Origin of the sequence: Chelativorans sp. (assembly GCF_031180965.1) — a bacterium.
GTDB lineage: Bacteria > Pseudomonadota > Alphaproteobacteria > Rhizobiales > Rhizobiaceae > Chelativorans.
The window spans coordinates 1-14,566 of record NZ_JAPSLH010000029.1; the positions used below are offsets into that span (position 1 = coordinate 1).

Genomic DNA, 14,566 nt, shown 5'->3' on the forward strand with positions numbered 1-14,566 from the left:
AAAGAGGTCGGGGATTTAATAAACGCATTTTCTCTCAATGAAGTATTTACGAAGGGATATTGTAGATTTAGAATGTGGGCTAACTATGCTGATAATCATAGAGGTATTTGTTTAGAATTTGATAAAGTCGGGACAGCGGCCGGTGGGGCGCGTGGGACGCGCCACATAAACTAACAGAGAGGCACGGACCACGCGCCCCGCTTCCCACCTTCCTCAATGGCCAGACGGCGAAAACCGGGCGTGGCAGCGATGACGCGCGCCTTCCCGGCTACCCGCTTGAGCGGCACGCCACAAAGGCCATATGGTGACGCCCAACGAATCCGGACCGCCGACAATGACCACAGCTACGATCCCCGCCGAGGAGCTGACCGAGGACCAAGCCAGGGACGAGCTCGCGCGGCTGGCCCGGGAGATCGAAGAGCACGACCGGCGCTACCACGCGGAGGACGCGCCGGTAATCTCGGATGCCGAATATGACGCGTTGCGCCGGCGCAACCTAGCCATCGAGCAGTTCTTTCCGCATCTGGTGCGCGAGGATTCGCCCTCGCGAAAGGTCGGCGCTACGCCGTCGGAGAAGTTCGAGAAGGTCCGGCACAAGGTGCCGATGCTGTCGCTCGACAACGCCTTTTCCGACGAGGACGTGATCGATTTCGTGGGGCGCATCCGGCGCTTCCTCAAGCTCGCGCCCGACGCGCCCATCGCCATGACGGCGGAACCCAAGATAGACGGACTGTCCCTTTCCATCCGCTACGAGAAGGGCCGGCTCGTCTCGGCCGCCACGCGCGGCGACGGGCAGGTGGGTGAGAACGTCACGGCCAACGCGCGCGCCGTGGCCGACATTCCCAACGTGCTCAAGGGGGACGCGCCCGACGTGTTCGAGGTGCGCGGCGAGGTCTACATGACCCACCGCGATTTCCAGGCGCTCAACGAGCGCCAGCGTGCCGACGGCAAGCCGACCTATGTGAACCCGCGCAACACGGCGGCCGGTTCCCTGCGCCAGCTCGATCCTGCCATGACGGCCGCAAGGCCGCTCAAGTTCTTCGCCTATGCCTGGGGCGAGGTGAGCGACATGCCGGCAACCACCCAGTTCGGCATGGTCGAGGCGCTGAAGGGCTACGGCTTCCGAACCAATGAGCTGATGTGCCTGTGCCAGACGGCGGAGGAACTCCTGAAGCACTATCATGCCATCGAGGAGCGGCGGGCCACGCTCGGCTACGATATCGATGGCGTGGTCTACAAGGTCAATGACCTGGCGCTGCAGCAGCGGCTCGGCTTCGTCTCGCGCAGCCCGCGCTGGGCAGTGGCGCACAAATTCCCGGCGGAAAAGGCGTTCACGATCCTGCGCGGCATCGACATCCAGGTCGGCCGCACCGGCGCGCTGACGCCCGTCGCGCGGCTGGAGCCGGTGACCGTGGGCGGCGTGGTGGTGACGAACGCCACGCTGCACAATGCCGAGGAGATCGAGCGGCTCGGGGTCAAGATCGGGGACACGGTCATGGTGCAGCGGGCCGGCGACGTGATCCCGCAGATCCTTGGCTATGTGGAGGAGCGGCGCCCGCCGGACGCCAGGGAGTTCGAGTTCCCCACCGTCTGTCCCTGCGAGTTGAAGACCCCGATCGTGCGCGACAGCACGGCCGGCGGCGGGGAAGGGGTGGTGCGCCGCTGCTCCGGCGAGTTTGCCTGTCCTTTCCAACGCATCGAGCATCTCCGGCACTTCGTCTCGCGCCGCGCCTTCGACATCGAGGGGCTCGGCGAGAAGCAGATCGAGTTCTTCTTCCACGATCCGGATCTGCCCGTAAAAAGCCCGGCCGACATCTTCACGCTCGCGGAGCGCGACGCAAAAAACGTCAAGAAGCTCAAGGACAAGGAGGGCTGGGGCGCCGTCTCGGCATCCAATCTCTTCGCGGCGATCGAGGCCCGGCGCACCATTCCCCTCGAACGCATGATCTACGGCCTCGGCATCCGCCATGTGGGGGAGCGCACGGCCACCACACTAGCGCGCGCCTATGGCTCCTGGAAGGAGGTTCACGATGCGGCGCTCGCCATCGCCGCGGGGGACCTAAAGGCGCGCGAGGAGATGGACGCGCTCGAGGATATCGGCGATGCCGTCATCGACGCGATCGCCACCTATTTCGCAGAAGAGCACAATCGCAGGCTGGTCGAGGCGCTCGCCGCGCAGGTCAACGTAATGGATGCGGAGCGGCCGGCCGCCGACTCCCCCGTGGCGGGAAAGACCATCGTCTTCACCGGTGCCCTGGAGCGCATGTCGCGCGATGAGGCAAAGGACATGGCCGAGCGCCTGGGCGCCAAGGTGGCAGGCTCTGTCTCCTCCAAGACCGACCTCGTCGTGGCTGGTCCCGGCGCCGGATCGAAACTCAAGAAGGCCGCCGAACTCGGCATCGAGGTCATCGACGAGGACACCTGGTTCCAGAGGGTCGGCGGGTAGGCCGGCGATCCATCAACGCGCTTCATCCTTTCCTCAATTGAATTGATATGACCGGTCAGCAGTGCTGACCTATGGTCCGACGCCTGGAGGTTCCCCATGACTGCAGATACCTATGCCGGGCGGCGTCCGTCGAGCGATTTTCTGCGCGGGGCGCGGCAGAGCGTGCCGATCGTCCTTGCGGTCGTCCCCTTCGGGCTGCTTTTCGGCGCCCTCGCGGTGGAACACGGCCTTTCCACCTTCGAGGCCATTTTGATGAGCGCCACGCTCTATGCCGGCGCCAGCCAGATGGTCGGCATCGATCTTTTCAGCTCCAGGATCGCGCCCTGGGTGGTGGTGCTCTCCATCGTCGCGGTCAATTTTCGCCACGTGCTCTACTCGGCCACGATCGGCCGCTATCTCGACCACTGGACACCGCTGCAGCGCGCCGTCGGCTTCTTCTTCCTCGTCGACCCGCAATTTGCCGAGGCAGAGCGGCGCATGGAGCGCAGCGAACCGCTCAGCTTCGCCTGGTATATGGGCCTTGCCCTTCCGGTCTATCTTTGCTGGGTAGGCGAGACCTGGCTCGGGGCCCTCTTCGGCCAGCTCATTCCGGATACCCATACGTTCGGCATCGACTTCATCCTGCCGATCTATTTCCTTGCGCTGGTGATGAGCTTTCGCAAGCGCCCGCTCTGGCTGCCGGTCGTGGCGATCAGCGCCGTGGCGTCGATCATCGCCTACCGCACGGTCGGCTCGCCCTGGCATGTCTCGATCGGCGCATTGGCCGGGGTCTTCTTCGGCGCGCTGTTTACGCCCGCCAAGCCGGGCAAGGAGACCGGGATATGAGCTCCACCTTCTGGATCATCATTGCCGGCGCGGTGCTCACCTATTTCACACGGGCGGGCGGCCACCTGGTGCTCTCGCGCTTCGAGCGCATCCACCCGCGCGTCGAGGCTGGGCTGAATGCCGTGCCCGCCGCCGTGCTGACCACGCTCGTGGCGCCGGCGGCCATGGAAGGCGGGCCGGCGGAAATCGCCGCGCTCGTCACAGGCGCGGCCATTTCGCTCCTCGGCGGCGGCATGATGACGATCTTCTTCGTCTCCGCGGGCGTCCTGATCGCGCTGCGGCAGGTCCTCGGCTAGACCGGCGCGGTCGCCTGCTCCAGCCACGCGGCAGTCGGCCCGTCAACGAGCGGGCCGATCTCCTCCAGCACCCGCCGGTGGTAGGCGTTCAGCCAGTCCTTCTCCTCGGGCGCGAGGAGGGCCGGCTCGACCAGCCGGCGGTCGATCGGCACCAGGGTCAGCGTCTCGAAGCCGTGCATGTCGATGTCGCCGCCCGGGATCAGCTGCGGCGGCGTGACGACGATGAGGTTCTCGATGCGGATGCCGTAATGCCCCTGGCGGTAGTAGCCGGGCTCGTTGGACAGGATCATGCCGGCAAGCAGCTTCTCCTTGCCGGTCTTGGCGATCCGCTGCGGCCCCTCATGCACGCCGAGATAGGAGCCGACCCCGTGGCCGGTGCCGTGGCCGTAGTCGAGGCCGGCCTGCCAAAGGGCGTGCCTAGCGAATGCGTCGATATCCATGCCGCGGGTCCCCGGCGGGAAGCGCAGGAGCGAAATGGCGATCATGCCCTTCAGCACCAGGGTGAAGCGGTTACGCATTTCGTCGGTGGGGCTGCCGAGCGCCACGGTGCGCGTGACATCCGTCGTGCCGTCCTCGAACTGTGCGCCGGAATCGACCAGTAGCAATTCGCCCGAGGAAAGCTTGCGGTTGGTCTCATGCGTGACGCGGTAATGCACCACCGCCCCGTTGGGCCCGGAACCCGAGATCGTGTCGAAGGAGATGTCGCGCAGCGGCATCTGCGTTTCCTCGCCGACCACGCGGCGGAATTCCTCGAGCTGCTTTACCACCGTGATCTCGTCGAGGCTTTCCGGCGACCGGGAATCCAGCCAGGCGAGGAAGCGGGCCATTGCCGCCCCATCGCGCAGATGGGCCGCGCGCGCGCCGTTCAGCTCCGTCTCGTTCTTGGTGGCTCGGGGAAGGGCGGTGGGGTCGGTGAACTCCACGACGTTCCCGCCGCTGCTCTCGACCAGCAGGCGCAACCGCTCCGCCGCAAGCCCATGGTCGAGCCCGATCTTCGCATTTCCCTTGGCGAGACCGGCAAGCACCGACTCGAGCTCTGCCGGCGCATGGAGATCGGCAAGCCCGGCAAGGTATGACCTGGCCTCGCCGGACACCTTCTTCGGATCGAGGAAGAGCTTCGGCCGGCCGGAAGCGGAGAGCATGGCAAAGCCGAGCGCGAGAGGCGTATGCGCCACGTCGGCGCCCCGCATGTTAAAAGCCCAGGCCAGTGAGGGCGCATTGGTGAGCACCGTGTGGTCGATGCCCTCGTCGCCAAGCATGGCGGATAGCCGCTGCAGTTTCTCCTCCGCCGGCTCTCCGGCGAATTTCAGCGGATGGGCGCGCACCGGCTCCGCAGGCGGAGCGGGGCGGTCCTCCCAGATCTGATCGATCAGGTTACGCTCAAGTGCAACGAGCTGGATGCCGGCTTTCGCGACGGCCTTGCGCAGGGTGCGGACGTCCTCGATCGTGTGCAGCCAAGGGTCGAAGCCGATGCGCATGCCCTTCGACCCGTTCGCCCGCAGCCATTCGCGGGGGGGATTGTCGATCAGGCTCTCGATCTGGAAGAGCGAGGGATCGGTCTGCTCCCGCGCCTGGATCGTGTAGCGGCTGTCGACGAAGAGAATGGCTCGTTCCTTGAGGATGAGCGCAGCACCCGCCGACCCGGTAAAGCCGGTGAGCCATGCCAGCCGCTCCGCGGATCGTGGCAGGTACTCGCTCTGATACTCGTCGCTGTGCGGGACGAGGAGACCCTCAAGTTCCATTTCGGCCATCAGCGCGCGCAGCCTTTCGACGCGTGGCCTTGCCTGGTTTGGGTCAGAGCTGCTTTCGAACGACTGGAACATGGATCACCCGGGTTGCAATTCGGCGAGACCCTAAAAGGCCTCTTCGGCGCAGGCAATATCCACCGGACAAGCCGCCTTCATTGTGCGTTGCAGCATTCATTTCGCATATGCAAAAAGGGATGGCAGGCATGCGCATTCCGTGCTAGCGGAATGGGTCAGCATTTCTTACCTATCTGTGCGTGGAGGATTGGATCCCGGCGAGATGGAGACCTCACATGGCACGGATTGGAAAGCCCGGTTATCTGCGTAGCGCGATGAACGCGCTGATCGCCGCGCGGCAGAAGCAGGCGGCGCGTTATGTAAACGGCGCGCTTTTGATGCTCGATGACGAGACGCTGAAGGCCAACGGCTACAGCCGCGAGGAACTGCGTCGGCAGGGCGCGGCCTACATGTACTGAGTTTTTCCCGCAGATGCGGGAGCGAAGGCGGCCGGTTTCGGCCGCCTTTTGTTTCTGTTCAACGCTTCATATGGATGGTCGCCCAGCCTTCCCGGTGAAATGTTGCGACATGGCGGAAGCCCTGGCCGACATAGGCGGCGATTACCGGGCGCCGCTGATGATCGAGGATGCCAGACAGGATCACGGATCCGCCTGGGCTCAGATGATGCGCCATGGCTGGGGCGAGCCGCATCAGCGGCCGGGCGAGGATGTTCGCCACGATCAGGTCGAACGGTTTCCTGCGGGCAAAGGCCGGGTGGTGGAAACCCGGCGCTGTGACCGCCTCAACCCAAGCGGCTGCCCTATTCAGCCGTACATTCTGCCGAGCCACCCGCACGGCGATCGGATCGATATCCGTGGCCAGCACCGGAATGCGCGCCAGCTTCGCGATGGCAATGGCCAATACAGCGCTGCCGGTGCCCAGATCGAGCGCATTTCGCGGCCGCTCTCGCAACGCGACCTCGCCAATCATCTCCAGGCAGCCCGAGGTCGTGCCGTGATGGCCGGTGCCGAAGGCGAGACTAGCCTCGATCTCTATGGGGATCTCGCCGGCGCGGTGACGCCCCGTTTCATGCGACCCATGGACGAAGAACCGGCCGGCGCGGACGGCTTTCAGGCCGGCCAGCGAATGGGCGATCCAGTCGATATCCGGGAGTTCCTCCGTATCGATCCCGGGCAGGCCAGGCAGGGGGGACAGAGTCCCAACGATACGAGCCTTCACGCCCTCCGGATCATCGGTGGCATAGACCGAGATTTCCTGCAGGTCTTCCGCCTCGTCAATCTCGACGATGGCCAGTGGGAGCCCATCTTCCTCGAAGGCCGTCTCCAACATGGTGTAAGCGCGCCTTGCCAGCGCGCCATGGCAGCGGAAAAAGAGACGTGTCTGGGGCATGAATGGAGAGCAAGGCTGGCCGATCAGCCTTCCCTTATCAGCCGGCGTAGCTTCTCGACAGCCGTTTCGGGGTTCTCCTCATAGGAAATCGTGCCGAAGAAATCGCCCTTGCGATCGAGCAGCATCACCGAGGCCGTATGGTCCATGGTGTAGTCGCCGCCTTCGAGCTCTACCTTCTTCGAATAGATGCGGAACGCCTTGGCCATGGCGGCGACTTTTTCCGGCTCCCCGGTAACCCCCGTGACGCGGTCGGAAAAATTGCTGAGATAGGTCTTCATCACCTCGGGGGTGTCGCGCTCGGGGTCGACGGAGACGAAGAAGGCCTGGAGGTCCTTGCCTTCCTCGCCCAGCTGCTCGAGCCAACCCTCCATCTCGAACAGCGTGGTGGGGCAGACGTCGGGACAATGGGTGAAACCGAAGAAGAGCGCGGTGGGGCGGCCCTGAAGCGCTTTGTCCGTAATTGGCTGGCCGTTGTGATCCACGAGCTCGAACGGCGCTCCGAAGGCAACCGCCTGGTCGCCGCCGCGATACCATTCGAAGGTGAGGAGCCCCACGGCGAAGGCGGTCAGGGCGAGGATGCCGATCAGGATATAGCGCATCATGGGGTCACCGCGTATCGGAAGCTTGGGCTAGAAACACCAGGCAAGGCCGGCTTCCGCAAGGGACAAGAAGATGGCCGCGCCATTCTCCATCCACATGGCGATGCCGAGGCCGCCCAGCCCTGCAAGCAGCATAGCGGCAGCGGCAACTACGAAAAGCGCCTGGTGGTTGGCGGGTGCCGATCTCATGCGCGAAGCATAGTCTCCGGCGGTCCGCCCGCAAAGATGCAAACTGTCGCAAGCATTAGGCCTGCTTGCGCGTCTCTTAGGGGGCCTCTAGGAAAAGACCATGGACGATCTGCGCTTCACCGATCCAGAGCCGCGCATCCATCCCACAGCGGATCTCAAGACCTGCCGGCTCGGCCGCTATACGGCGATCGCCGAGCGGGTGGTCCTGCGCGAGGTCACCGTGGGTGACTTCACCTATTTCGAGCGTCAGGCCGAAGGAATTTATGCAAGCATCGGCAAGTTCTGCTCCATCGCGGCAAATACGCGCATCAACGCACTGGAACATCCTCTCGAGCGCATAACGACGCATAAGGTCAGCTACCGCCCGAACGAGTATTTCCGCTATCGGGGCATTGATGCGGAATTCCTTGAGCGCCGGCGAAGAAAGCATGTGACGGTCGGCAATGATGTGTGGATCGGCCACGGCGCCGTGATCCTGCCCGGTGTGACCGTCGGCGACGGATCGGTGGTGGGCGCAAATGCAGTCGTCACCCGAGACGTGGCGCCATATACGATCGTCGCCGGCGCACCGGCGCGTGCAATCAGGAGCCGCTTCGCGCCCGAGGTCGCCGAACGCCTGCGCGCGCTAGAGTGGTGGAACTGGCCACTGGAGCGGCTCTTCGAGGCGGTGCCGGATATGCAGACACTTTCGGCGGAAGATTTTTTGACAAAATGGGCGTAGCCCTGCCCACCTCTTGAGGAAACCGCGGTCGGCCGCGCGATCGTTATCCCCGTGCCTTGGCTGTTTAGGAGGCGGTTATCTTCAACCGCAAGTTTACTTTCGTAGACAAGTTTGGTCTGCCCTGACGCTGGCGTCATCGGAAGCGGAGGTCTTTTGAATACCGTATAGATCGTGCTTCGACACGATCTTACTCCGTATTGACTTTCTGCTATTTTACAATGCCATATGCGATTAGGCTGGTCGAGCTATGACGGCACGCCTGCAATGCGGGGCAATAACAATGCAGAATAGATTCCACGAATTGAAGCGGCAGCTCGCCGAGCTGTCGGAAACCATCAATAAATTCGAGTCCGAGGCGGTGCAGTTGCGCATCGTTGAGCTTATTTTCAGCCAGACGGGCGGGTTCAGGAGTTTCGCCGAACCGGACGGCCAGACTTACGAGCCCGGCCCGGCCCGGCCGCAAGCGCCTGCGCGCGGCGAGCGAGCCCGGGGCGGCAGAAGGGCGCGCGCTGTCTCATCGCCCGCCAAGGCACCCCAGCGCAACGCGCTGCCAAGCGCAAGCGGCGCTGTCGCGGCGCTCGCCAGGCTGGTCGAGAGCGGTTATTTCAAGGAGAAGCGTACGATCGGCGATGTGGTCAAGCACTGCCGGGACGAATACGACGTGCGCTATAAGTCCAATGCCTTTTCCGGGCCGCTCTCGCGCCTCGCCAACAAGAGCATACTGAAGCGCGAAAAGAACGCTGAAGGAAACTTTGTTTACTTCGAGTAGCGGAAACGGCTTCCGCCGATCGCCCTTTGTTAGCGACCCCTCGCAAAGGTGAGGCTAAACGCGCTCGACGAAACCGTCGAGCACGCGCTTCTGTCCGGCCTTGTCGAAGTCGATCGTGAGCTTGTTGCCGTCTATCGCGGCGATATGGCCGTTGCCGAATTTCAGGTGGAACACCCGATCGCCCACTTTGAATTGCGAGGGCGTGTCAGATACGGACTTGGCCACCAGTTCGCCCTCGATGGTACGCCCTTTCACGGAGCCCCTCCCGGCGCCGTAGCCGGAATCCGGTTCGCCGTAACCGATCCGCTCCACCTGGTGGCCCGAGCGCGTGCCCCAGTTGCGCGCCGTCGCCTCGGTGCGGTTTTTCTGCGCGCGCTGCCAGCCGGGCGTCGCATAAGTGTTGGAAAAGACCTCGCCGACCGTATCGAAGCGCGAGGCGCCATAGGGATTGGGCCGGCCCGGCTGCCGGTCGCCGAGCGGCCGGCCGTAACCGCCATAGGCGCTGCCGTCCTCCACCACCTCGACATGAGCTTCCGGCAATTCGTCGAGAAAGCGCGAGGGGAGGGTGGACTGCCACAGGCCATGGATGCGGCGGTTCGACGTAAACCATAGGTGCAGGTTCTTCTTCGCCCGCGTGAGGCCCACATAGGCGAGCCGGCGCTCCTCCTCCAGCCCCGAGCGCCCACCCTCGTCCAGCGACCGCTGGTGCGGAAAGAGGCCTTCCTCCCAGCCGGGCAGGAAGACCGTGTCGAATTCCAGGCCCTTTGCCGAATGCAGCGTCATGAGGCTGACGGCATCGAGCGGCTCGTCGCGCTCGGCATCCATCACCAGCGCCACATGCTCCAGGAAGGCGCGCAGACTCTCATACTCCTCCATGGAGCGGATGAGCTCCTTGAGATTCTCGAGCCGTCCCGGCGCCTCGGCCGAGCGGTCGTTCTTCCACATGTCGGTGTAGCCCGACTCCTCGAGGATGAGCTCGGCGAGTTCCGTATGCTTCATCCGGTCGAGGAGGCCTTGCCAGCGCTCGAAGCTTTCCACCAGGTTGCGCAGCGAGGCGCCGGGCTTCGGCTTCAACTCCTCCGTGCCGACGAGATCGCGGGCTGCCTGGAGGAGCGGCACGGCGCGCATGCGCGCCACGTCGTGGATCTGGCGCACGGCGGATTCGCCGAGGCCCCTCTTCGGCACGTTGACAATGCGCTCGAAGGCGAGGTCGTCGGCGCCTTGCGCCACCACCCGGAAATAGGCGAGCGCATCGCGGATCTCCTGCCGCTCGTAGAATCGCGGGCCGCCGATGACGCGATAGTTGAGCCCAAGGGTGACGAAGCGATCCTCGAACTCGCGCATCTGGAAGGATGCGCGCACCAGGATCGCCATGTCATTGAGCGCATGGCCCTTGGCCTGCAGCGCCTCGATCTCCTCGCCCACGGCGCGCGCCTCTTCCTCCGAATCCCAGGCGGCGTGCACCTTCACCTTCGGCGCGTCGGGATCGGCGTGGTCGGTGAAGAGCGTCTTGCCGAGCCGGCCCTCATTATGGGCTATGAGATGGGATGCGGCCCCGAGGATATGCGCGGTCGAGCGATAGTTGCGCTCCAGCCGGATCACCTTGGCGCCCGGAAAATCCTTCTCGAAGCGGAGGATGTTGTCCACTTCCGCGCCGCGCCAGCCATAGATGGACTGATCGTCGTCGCCGACGCAGCAGATGTTGACGGCGGCTCCACCCTCCGCCTCGTGGCGAGGGCCGGCGCTTCGCTTCGCGACTTCCCCCATCGAGGGGGAGGTGGGCTGGTTGCTGCCGGGACGCTGCGCCAGAAGCCGCAGCCACATATACTGCGCGGTGTTGGTGTCCTGATACTCGTCGACCAGGATGTATTTGAACTTGGCGTGATATTCCCGCAGCACATCCGGGTGCGCGCGGAAGATGCGGATCGGGTGCAGGAGCAGGTCGCCGAAATCCGTCGCGTTGAGCGTCTTCAGCCGCTCCTGATAGGCCGCATAGAGGGTGCGGCCCTTGCCGTTGGCGAAGGCGCGGGCGTCGCCCTCCGGGATGTCGGCGGGGCTGAGGCCCTTGTTCTTCCAGCCGTCGATCATCATGGCGAACTGCCGCGCCGGCCAGCGCTTGTCGTCCAGTCCCTCGGCTTGGATCAACTGCTTTATCAGCCGCACCTGGTCGTCCGTGTCGAGAATGGTGAAGGAGGAGGTGAGGCCGGCGAGCTCCGCATGGCGGCGCAGGAGTTTTACGCCGATCGAGTGGAACGTGCCGAGCCAGGGCATGCCTTCAATGGCTTCGCCCACCAGGACACCGATGCGCGTCTTCATCTCGCGCGCGGCCTTGTTGGTGAAGGTGACAGCGAGGATTTGAGAGGGGAAGGCGCGGCCCGTGGCAAGGATATGGGCGATGCGCGTGGTGAGCACGCGCGTCTTGCCGGTCCCCGCGCCGGCGAGCACGAGCACCGGACCTTCGGTCGTTTCCACCGCGAGCCGCTGCTCCGGGTTCAGCCCTTCCAGATAGCGGGGTGCCTGGGCGTGCCGAGCGGCCATGGCGCGCGCGGCGATGCCGCCCGTGCGCGGCGCGGGGCGGGGCGCTTCGTCATCGCCGAAGAACGGCAGATCGTCCGGAGAACCTGGCATCAGCTCCGCATATGGTGATTCGGGCCCGGCGGGCCAAGCGTTTTCCTTTTGTACCGGCTCGCGGCGCCTCGGCCAAGGCCGGCCTGTGGGGAAATAGCGTGTGCGCCCCTTCCGCCAGGACGCGGGCGGTGTTCCAGCGCGCAAAGCTTAAGCGATGCAGCGCGGCCTTTCACGGCGGTGTGATTGGACGAATTTCGATGTCTCCGCAACTCTGGCAGGGGGAGGCGGGCGCCTTCAGATTCATGCCGGAGCGAGCCACAATGTCGAAACCGCAGATCACCCAGGCGATGATCAACGCCTATGACGAATACACGCATCTTACGCTCGACCGCCGCGGCTTCATGGAAAAGCTGACGAAGCTGGCGGGCTCCAGCGCGGCCGCCGCCGCCATAGCCCCGCTGCTTGCGGCCAATGCCGCCCGCGCGGCAGTCGTGCCGGAGGACGATGCGCGGCTTAACGCCGAGGACATCACCTATCCCGGCGCCGATGGCGAGATGAAGGGCTATCTCGTGCGGCCGGCCGACCAGCAGGGCCGGCTCGGCGCGGTCATCGTCATCCATGAGAACCGCGGCCTCAACGAGCACATCCGCGACGTTGCGCGGCGCATGGCGCTTGACGGCTTCGTCGCTCTCGCGCCGGATTTCCTGTCGCCCCTCGGCGGTACGCCGCAGGACGAGGACCGCGCCCGCGAAATGATCGGCCAGCTCGATGCGGCGCAGAACATTGCCAATGGGGTGGCCACAGTCACCTTCCTTGAAGGCCATGAGAGCAGCAACGGCAAAGTGGGCGCCATCGGCTTCTGCTGGGGCGGCGGCTTGGTCAACAATCTGGCGGTCAGCGCGCCCACGCTCGATGCGGGCGTAGCCTATTACGGTGCGCAGCCCGATCCGGAGAAGGTGGACGAGATCAGCGCGCCCCTGCTTCTTCACTATCGGAGCGCGCTGGACGCGGCCGGCAAGGAATACACCATCCATATCTACCAGGGCGTGAACCACGCCTTCAACAACGACACGTCCGAAGCGCGCTACAACAAGGAGGCGGCGGACCTGGCTTGGCGGCGGACCGTCGATTTCCTCAAAGAGAAGCTCGCCTGAGAAAGGAGCGCGGGGACTGTCATCCCTGCTGGCGGCTCTGGCAGGCGCGCCGCAGGATGGCGCGCGCGAAGATCAGATCGATGGGGATCGGCTTGCCCTGGCTGCCGAGTTGGTGAAGCTGACCCTCGATTGTTTGCAGAGCCCTCCAGAAATCGCGTTCGCTGATGCTCGGATCGCGAGCGATCCTCTCTGACAAACCCTTCACATCGACCTTCACGGAAGCCCCTTAAACGTTTGTGGCGCGTTGCGGCGAATCATCGCCGGAGCAAGGGGAATTCTGGGAGCCGTCGCGATGGGTTCAAAGGCAGGAGGGTGTGCTAAGCTGTGCAAAGGCCCTGATGGTTACGGCGCGGTTAATGCCGAGGCGCCGGGACGGCAAGGTGCGGAGGACGGCATGAACATCGCTGCATCAATGCGACGCAATGAAAACGGAATCTCGGCAGCGCTCGAAAGGCTCGCCGCGCGATTCGGCGACAGGCTGCAGACGGGCAGGGCACTGCGCGAGCAGCACGGCCACACCACCACCTACATTCCCAATCAGGCGCCGGACGGCGTGTTCTTTCCGGAAACGCTGGAGGACGTGCAGGAGGCAGTGCGCATCTGCGCCGAGGCCCGCGCGCCGATCATCCCCTTCGGCACCGGCTCGTCCCTGGAAGGGCATGTGAACGCGCCCGCCGGCGGCGTCTCCTTCGACATGGGGCGTATGAAGCGCGTGCTTGCAGTCAACCCCGAGGACCTCGACTGCACGGTAGAGGCAGGACTGACGCGCGAGGAGCTGAACCAGTATTTGCGCGACACGGGCCTGTTCTTCCCGATCGATCCCGGCGCAAATGCGAGCCTCGGCGGCATGGCGGCAACGCGCGCATCCGGCACGAATGCGGTGCGCTACGGCACCATGCGCGAGAACGTGCTTTCGCTGACGGCGGTGCTTGCCGACGGCCGCGCGGTGACCACGGCGCGGCGGGCACGAAAATCCGCCGCCGGATACGATCTCACCCGGCTGCTGATCGGCTCGGAAGGCACGCTCGGCGTCATCACCTCGCTGACGCTGAAGCTCTATGGCATCCCGCCGGCGATTTCTGGCGGCGTCTGCCCGTTCCCGAGCGTCGAAGCGGCGTGCAACGCCGTAATCATGACCATCCAGATGGGCGTTCCTGTCGCCCGCATCGAACTCGTCAACGCGCTCGGCATGCGGGCCATCAACCTCTATTCGAAGCTGGACTACCCCGAAACTCCCTGCCTCTTCGTGGAGTTTCACGGCACGGAGACAGGCGTCGAGGAGCAGGCGAGCATGTTCGGCGAGATCGCCGCCGAATTCTCCGGCGGGCCCTTCGTCTGGGCGACGGCTGCCGAGCAGCGTCAGAAGCTCTGGAAGGCGCGGCACGATTTCTACTGGGCGGGCTTCACGCTGCGTCCGGGCTCGAAGGCCCTTTCGACCGATGTCTGCGTGCCCATTTCCCGCCTTGCCGAGTGCATTGTGGAAACCGAAGCGGATATCGCAGAGGCGGGGCTGGTCGCGCCCATTGTCGGTCATGTGGGGGACGGCAATTTCCACGTCGCCGTGCTGATGGACACGGAGGATCCGGCCGAGATGGCGCGCGTCGAGGCTTTCGTCGCCCGCCTCAACAGCCGGGCGCTGGCAATGGAGGGCACCTGCACCGGCGAGCATGGCATCGGACAGGGCAAGATGCGCTTCCTCGAACAGGAGCATGGGCCGGGGCTCGACGTGATGCGCACCATAAAGCAGGCGCTCGACCCGCTCGGCATCATGAATCCCGGAAAAATCCTGAATCTCACTGGCGGATAGTGTAAACGCTGCCACTATATGCCCGCAAGGATGGCATTTT

The 14,566-nt window shown here is 64.5% G+C and carries 15 protein-coding genes; 9 read left to right on the plus strand and 6 right to left on the minus strand.

What is annotated here, in order from left to right:
• Window positions 1-72 precede the first annotated feature (72 nt).
• The 4 genes from RIN79_RS21630 (at window position 73) to RIN79_RS17780 (ending at window position 3,567) form a co-directional block, all read left to right on the plus strand.
• Window positions 73-174 carry a DUF2971 domain-containing protein gene (locus tag RIN79_RS21630; RefSeq protein WP_375165965.1) on the plus strand — a complete coding sequence of 34 codons (102 nt, stop codon included), beginning with the start codon at window positions 73-75 and terminating at the stop codon, window positions 172-174.
• A gap of 160 nt (window positions 175-334) precedes the next feature.
• Complete coding sequence (gene ligA / locus RIN79_RS17770; protein WP_309086023.1) at window positions 335-2,446, plus strand: NAD-dependent DNA ligase LigA; 2,112 nt, start codon at window positions 335-337, stop codon at window positions 2,444-2,446.
• Between the two features lie 96 nt (window positions 2,447-2,542).
• Window positions 2,543-3,271, plus strand: a complete 729-nt coding sequence (locus RIN79_RS17775) for an AzlC family ABC transporter permease (RefSeq protein ID WP_309086024.1) — start codon at window positions 2,543-2,545, stop codon at window positions 3,269-3,271.
• On the plus strand, window positions 3,268-3,567 hold the full coding sequence (locus RIN79_RS17780) for an AzlD family protein (RefSeq protein WP_309086025.1): 300 nt from the start codon (window positions 3,268-3,270) through the stop codon (window positions 3,565-3,567). Before RIN79_RS17775 ends, RIN79_RS17780 begins: the two co-directional genes overlap by 4 nt.
• Here RIN79_RS17780 and RIN79_RS17785 read toward each other — a convergent pair.
• Entirely contained in the window at window positions 3,564-5,390 is a 1,827-nt protein-coding gene (locus RIN79_RS17785) for an aminopeptidase P family protein (RefSeq protein WP_309086026.1), read from the minus strand. The genes RIN79_RS17780 and RIN79_RS17785 overlap by 4 nt on opposite strands.
• A gap of 215 nt (window positions 5,391-5,605) precedes the next feature.
• Here RIN79_RS17785 and RIN79_RS17790 point away from each other — a divergent pair, with 215 nt between their 5' ends.
• Window positions 5,606-5,788 carry a hypothetical protein gene (locus tag RIN79_RS17790; protein ID WP_309086027.1) on the plus strand — a complete coding sequence of 61 codons (183 nt, stop codon included), beginning with the start codon at window positions 5,606-5,608 and terminating at the stop codon, window positions 5,786-5,788.
• A 58-nt stretch (window positions 5,789-5,846) separates the two neighbouring features.
• Here RIN79_RS17790 and RIN79_RS17795 read toward each other — a convergent pair whose 3' ends face one another.
• The 3 genes from RIN79_RS17795 to RIN79_RS17805 are packed head-to-tail and all read right to left on the minus strand — an operon-like array spanning window position 5,847 to window position 7,507.
• Window positions 5,847-6,719 (minus strand): 50S ribosomal protein L11 methyltransferase, encoded by an 873-nt coding sequence (locus tag RIN79_RS17795; protein ID WP_309086028.1) that lies wholly within the window; start codon window positions 6,717-6,719, stop codon window positions 5,847-5,849.
• Between the two features lie 23 nt (window positions 6,720-6,742).
• On the minus strand, window positions 6,743-7,321 hold the full coding sequence (locus RIN79_RS17800) for an SCO family protein (RefSeq protein WP_309086029.1): 579 nt from the start codon (window positions 7,319-7,321) through the stop codon (window positions 6,743-6,745).
• A gap of 27 nt (window positions 7,322-7,348) precedes the next feature.
• Window positions 7,349-7,507 carry a hypothetical protein gene (locus RIN79_RS17805; RefSeq protein ID WP_309086030.1) on the minus strand — a complete coding sequence of 53 codons (159 nt, stop codon included), beginning with the start codon at window positions 7,505-7,507 and terminating at the stop codon, window positions 7,349-7,351.
• A gap of 100 nt (window positions 7,508-7,607) precedes the next feature.
• Between RIN79_RS17805 and RIN79_RS17810 the strand changes: the two genes are divergently transcribed.
• Together RIN79_RS17810 and RIN79_RS17815 are read left to right on the plus strand one after the other, a co-directional pair.
• Window positions 7,608-8,228, plus strand: coding sequence for a DapH/DapD/GlmU-related protein (locus RIN79_RS17810; protein ID WP_309086031.1), 621 nt, complete (start codon window positions 7,608-7,610; stop codon window positions 8,226-8,228).
• A 280-nt stretch (window positions 8,229-8,508) separates the two neighbouring features.
• A complete protein-coding gene (locus RIN79_RS17815) occupies window positions 8,509-8,997 on the plus strand; it encodes a hypothetical protein (protein ID WP_309086032.1) in 489 nt (162 codons plus the stop codon).
• Window positions 8,998-9,051: 54 nt separating this feature from the next.
• On the opposite strand, the gene RIN79_RS17820 is transcribed toward RIN79_RS17815, so the two are convergent.
• On the minus strand, window positions 9,052-11,625 hold the full coding sequence (locus RIN79_RS17820; protein WP_309086033.1) for a UvrD-helicase domain-containing protein: 2,574 nt from the start codon (window positions 11,623-11,625) through the stop codon (window positions 9,052-9,054).
• Window positions 11,626-11,885: 260 nt separating this feature from the next.
• On the opposite strand from RIN79_RS17820, the gene RIN79_RS17825 reads away from it, so the two are divergent.
• A complete protein-coding gene (locus tag RIN79_RS17825; protein WP_309086034.1) occupies window positions 11,886-12,719 on the plus strand; it encodes a dienelactone hydrolase family protein in 834 nt (277 codons plus the stop codon).
• A 19-nt stretch (window positions 12,720-12,738) separates the two neighbouring features.
• Here the strand turns inward: RIN79_RS17825 and RIN79_RS17830 are convergent, their stop codons facing one another.
• Window positions 12,739-12,924 carry a hypothetical protein gene (locus tag RIN79_RS17830; RefSeq protein ID WP_309086035.1) on the minus strand — a complete coding sequence of 62 codons (186 nt, stop codon included), beginning with the start codon at window positions 12,922-12,924 and terminating at the stop codon, window positions 12,739-12,741.
• A gap of 189 nt (window positions 12,925-13,113) precedes the next feature.
• Here RIN79_RS17830 and RIN79_RS17835 point away from each other — a divergent pair, with 189 nt between their 5' ends.
• Window positions 13,114-14,526 carry an FAD-linked oxidase C-terminal domain-containing protein gene (locus tag RIN79_RS17835; protein WP_309086036.1) on the plus strand — a complete coding sequence of 471 codons (1,413 nt, stop codon included), beginning with the start codon at window positions 13,114-13,116 and terminating at the stop codon, window positions 14,524-14,526.
• Window positions 14,527-14,566: the final 40 nt, after the last annotated feature.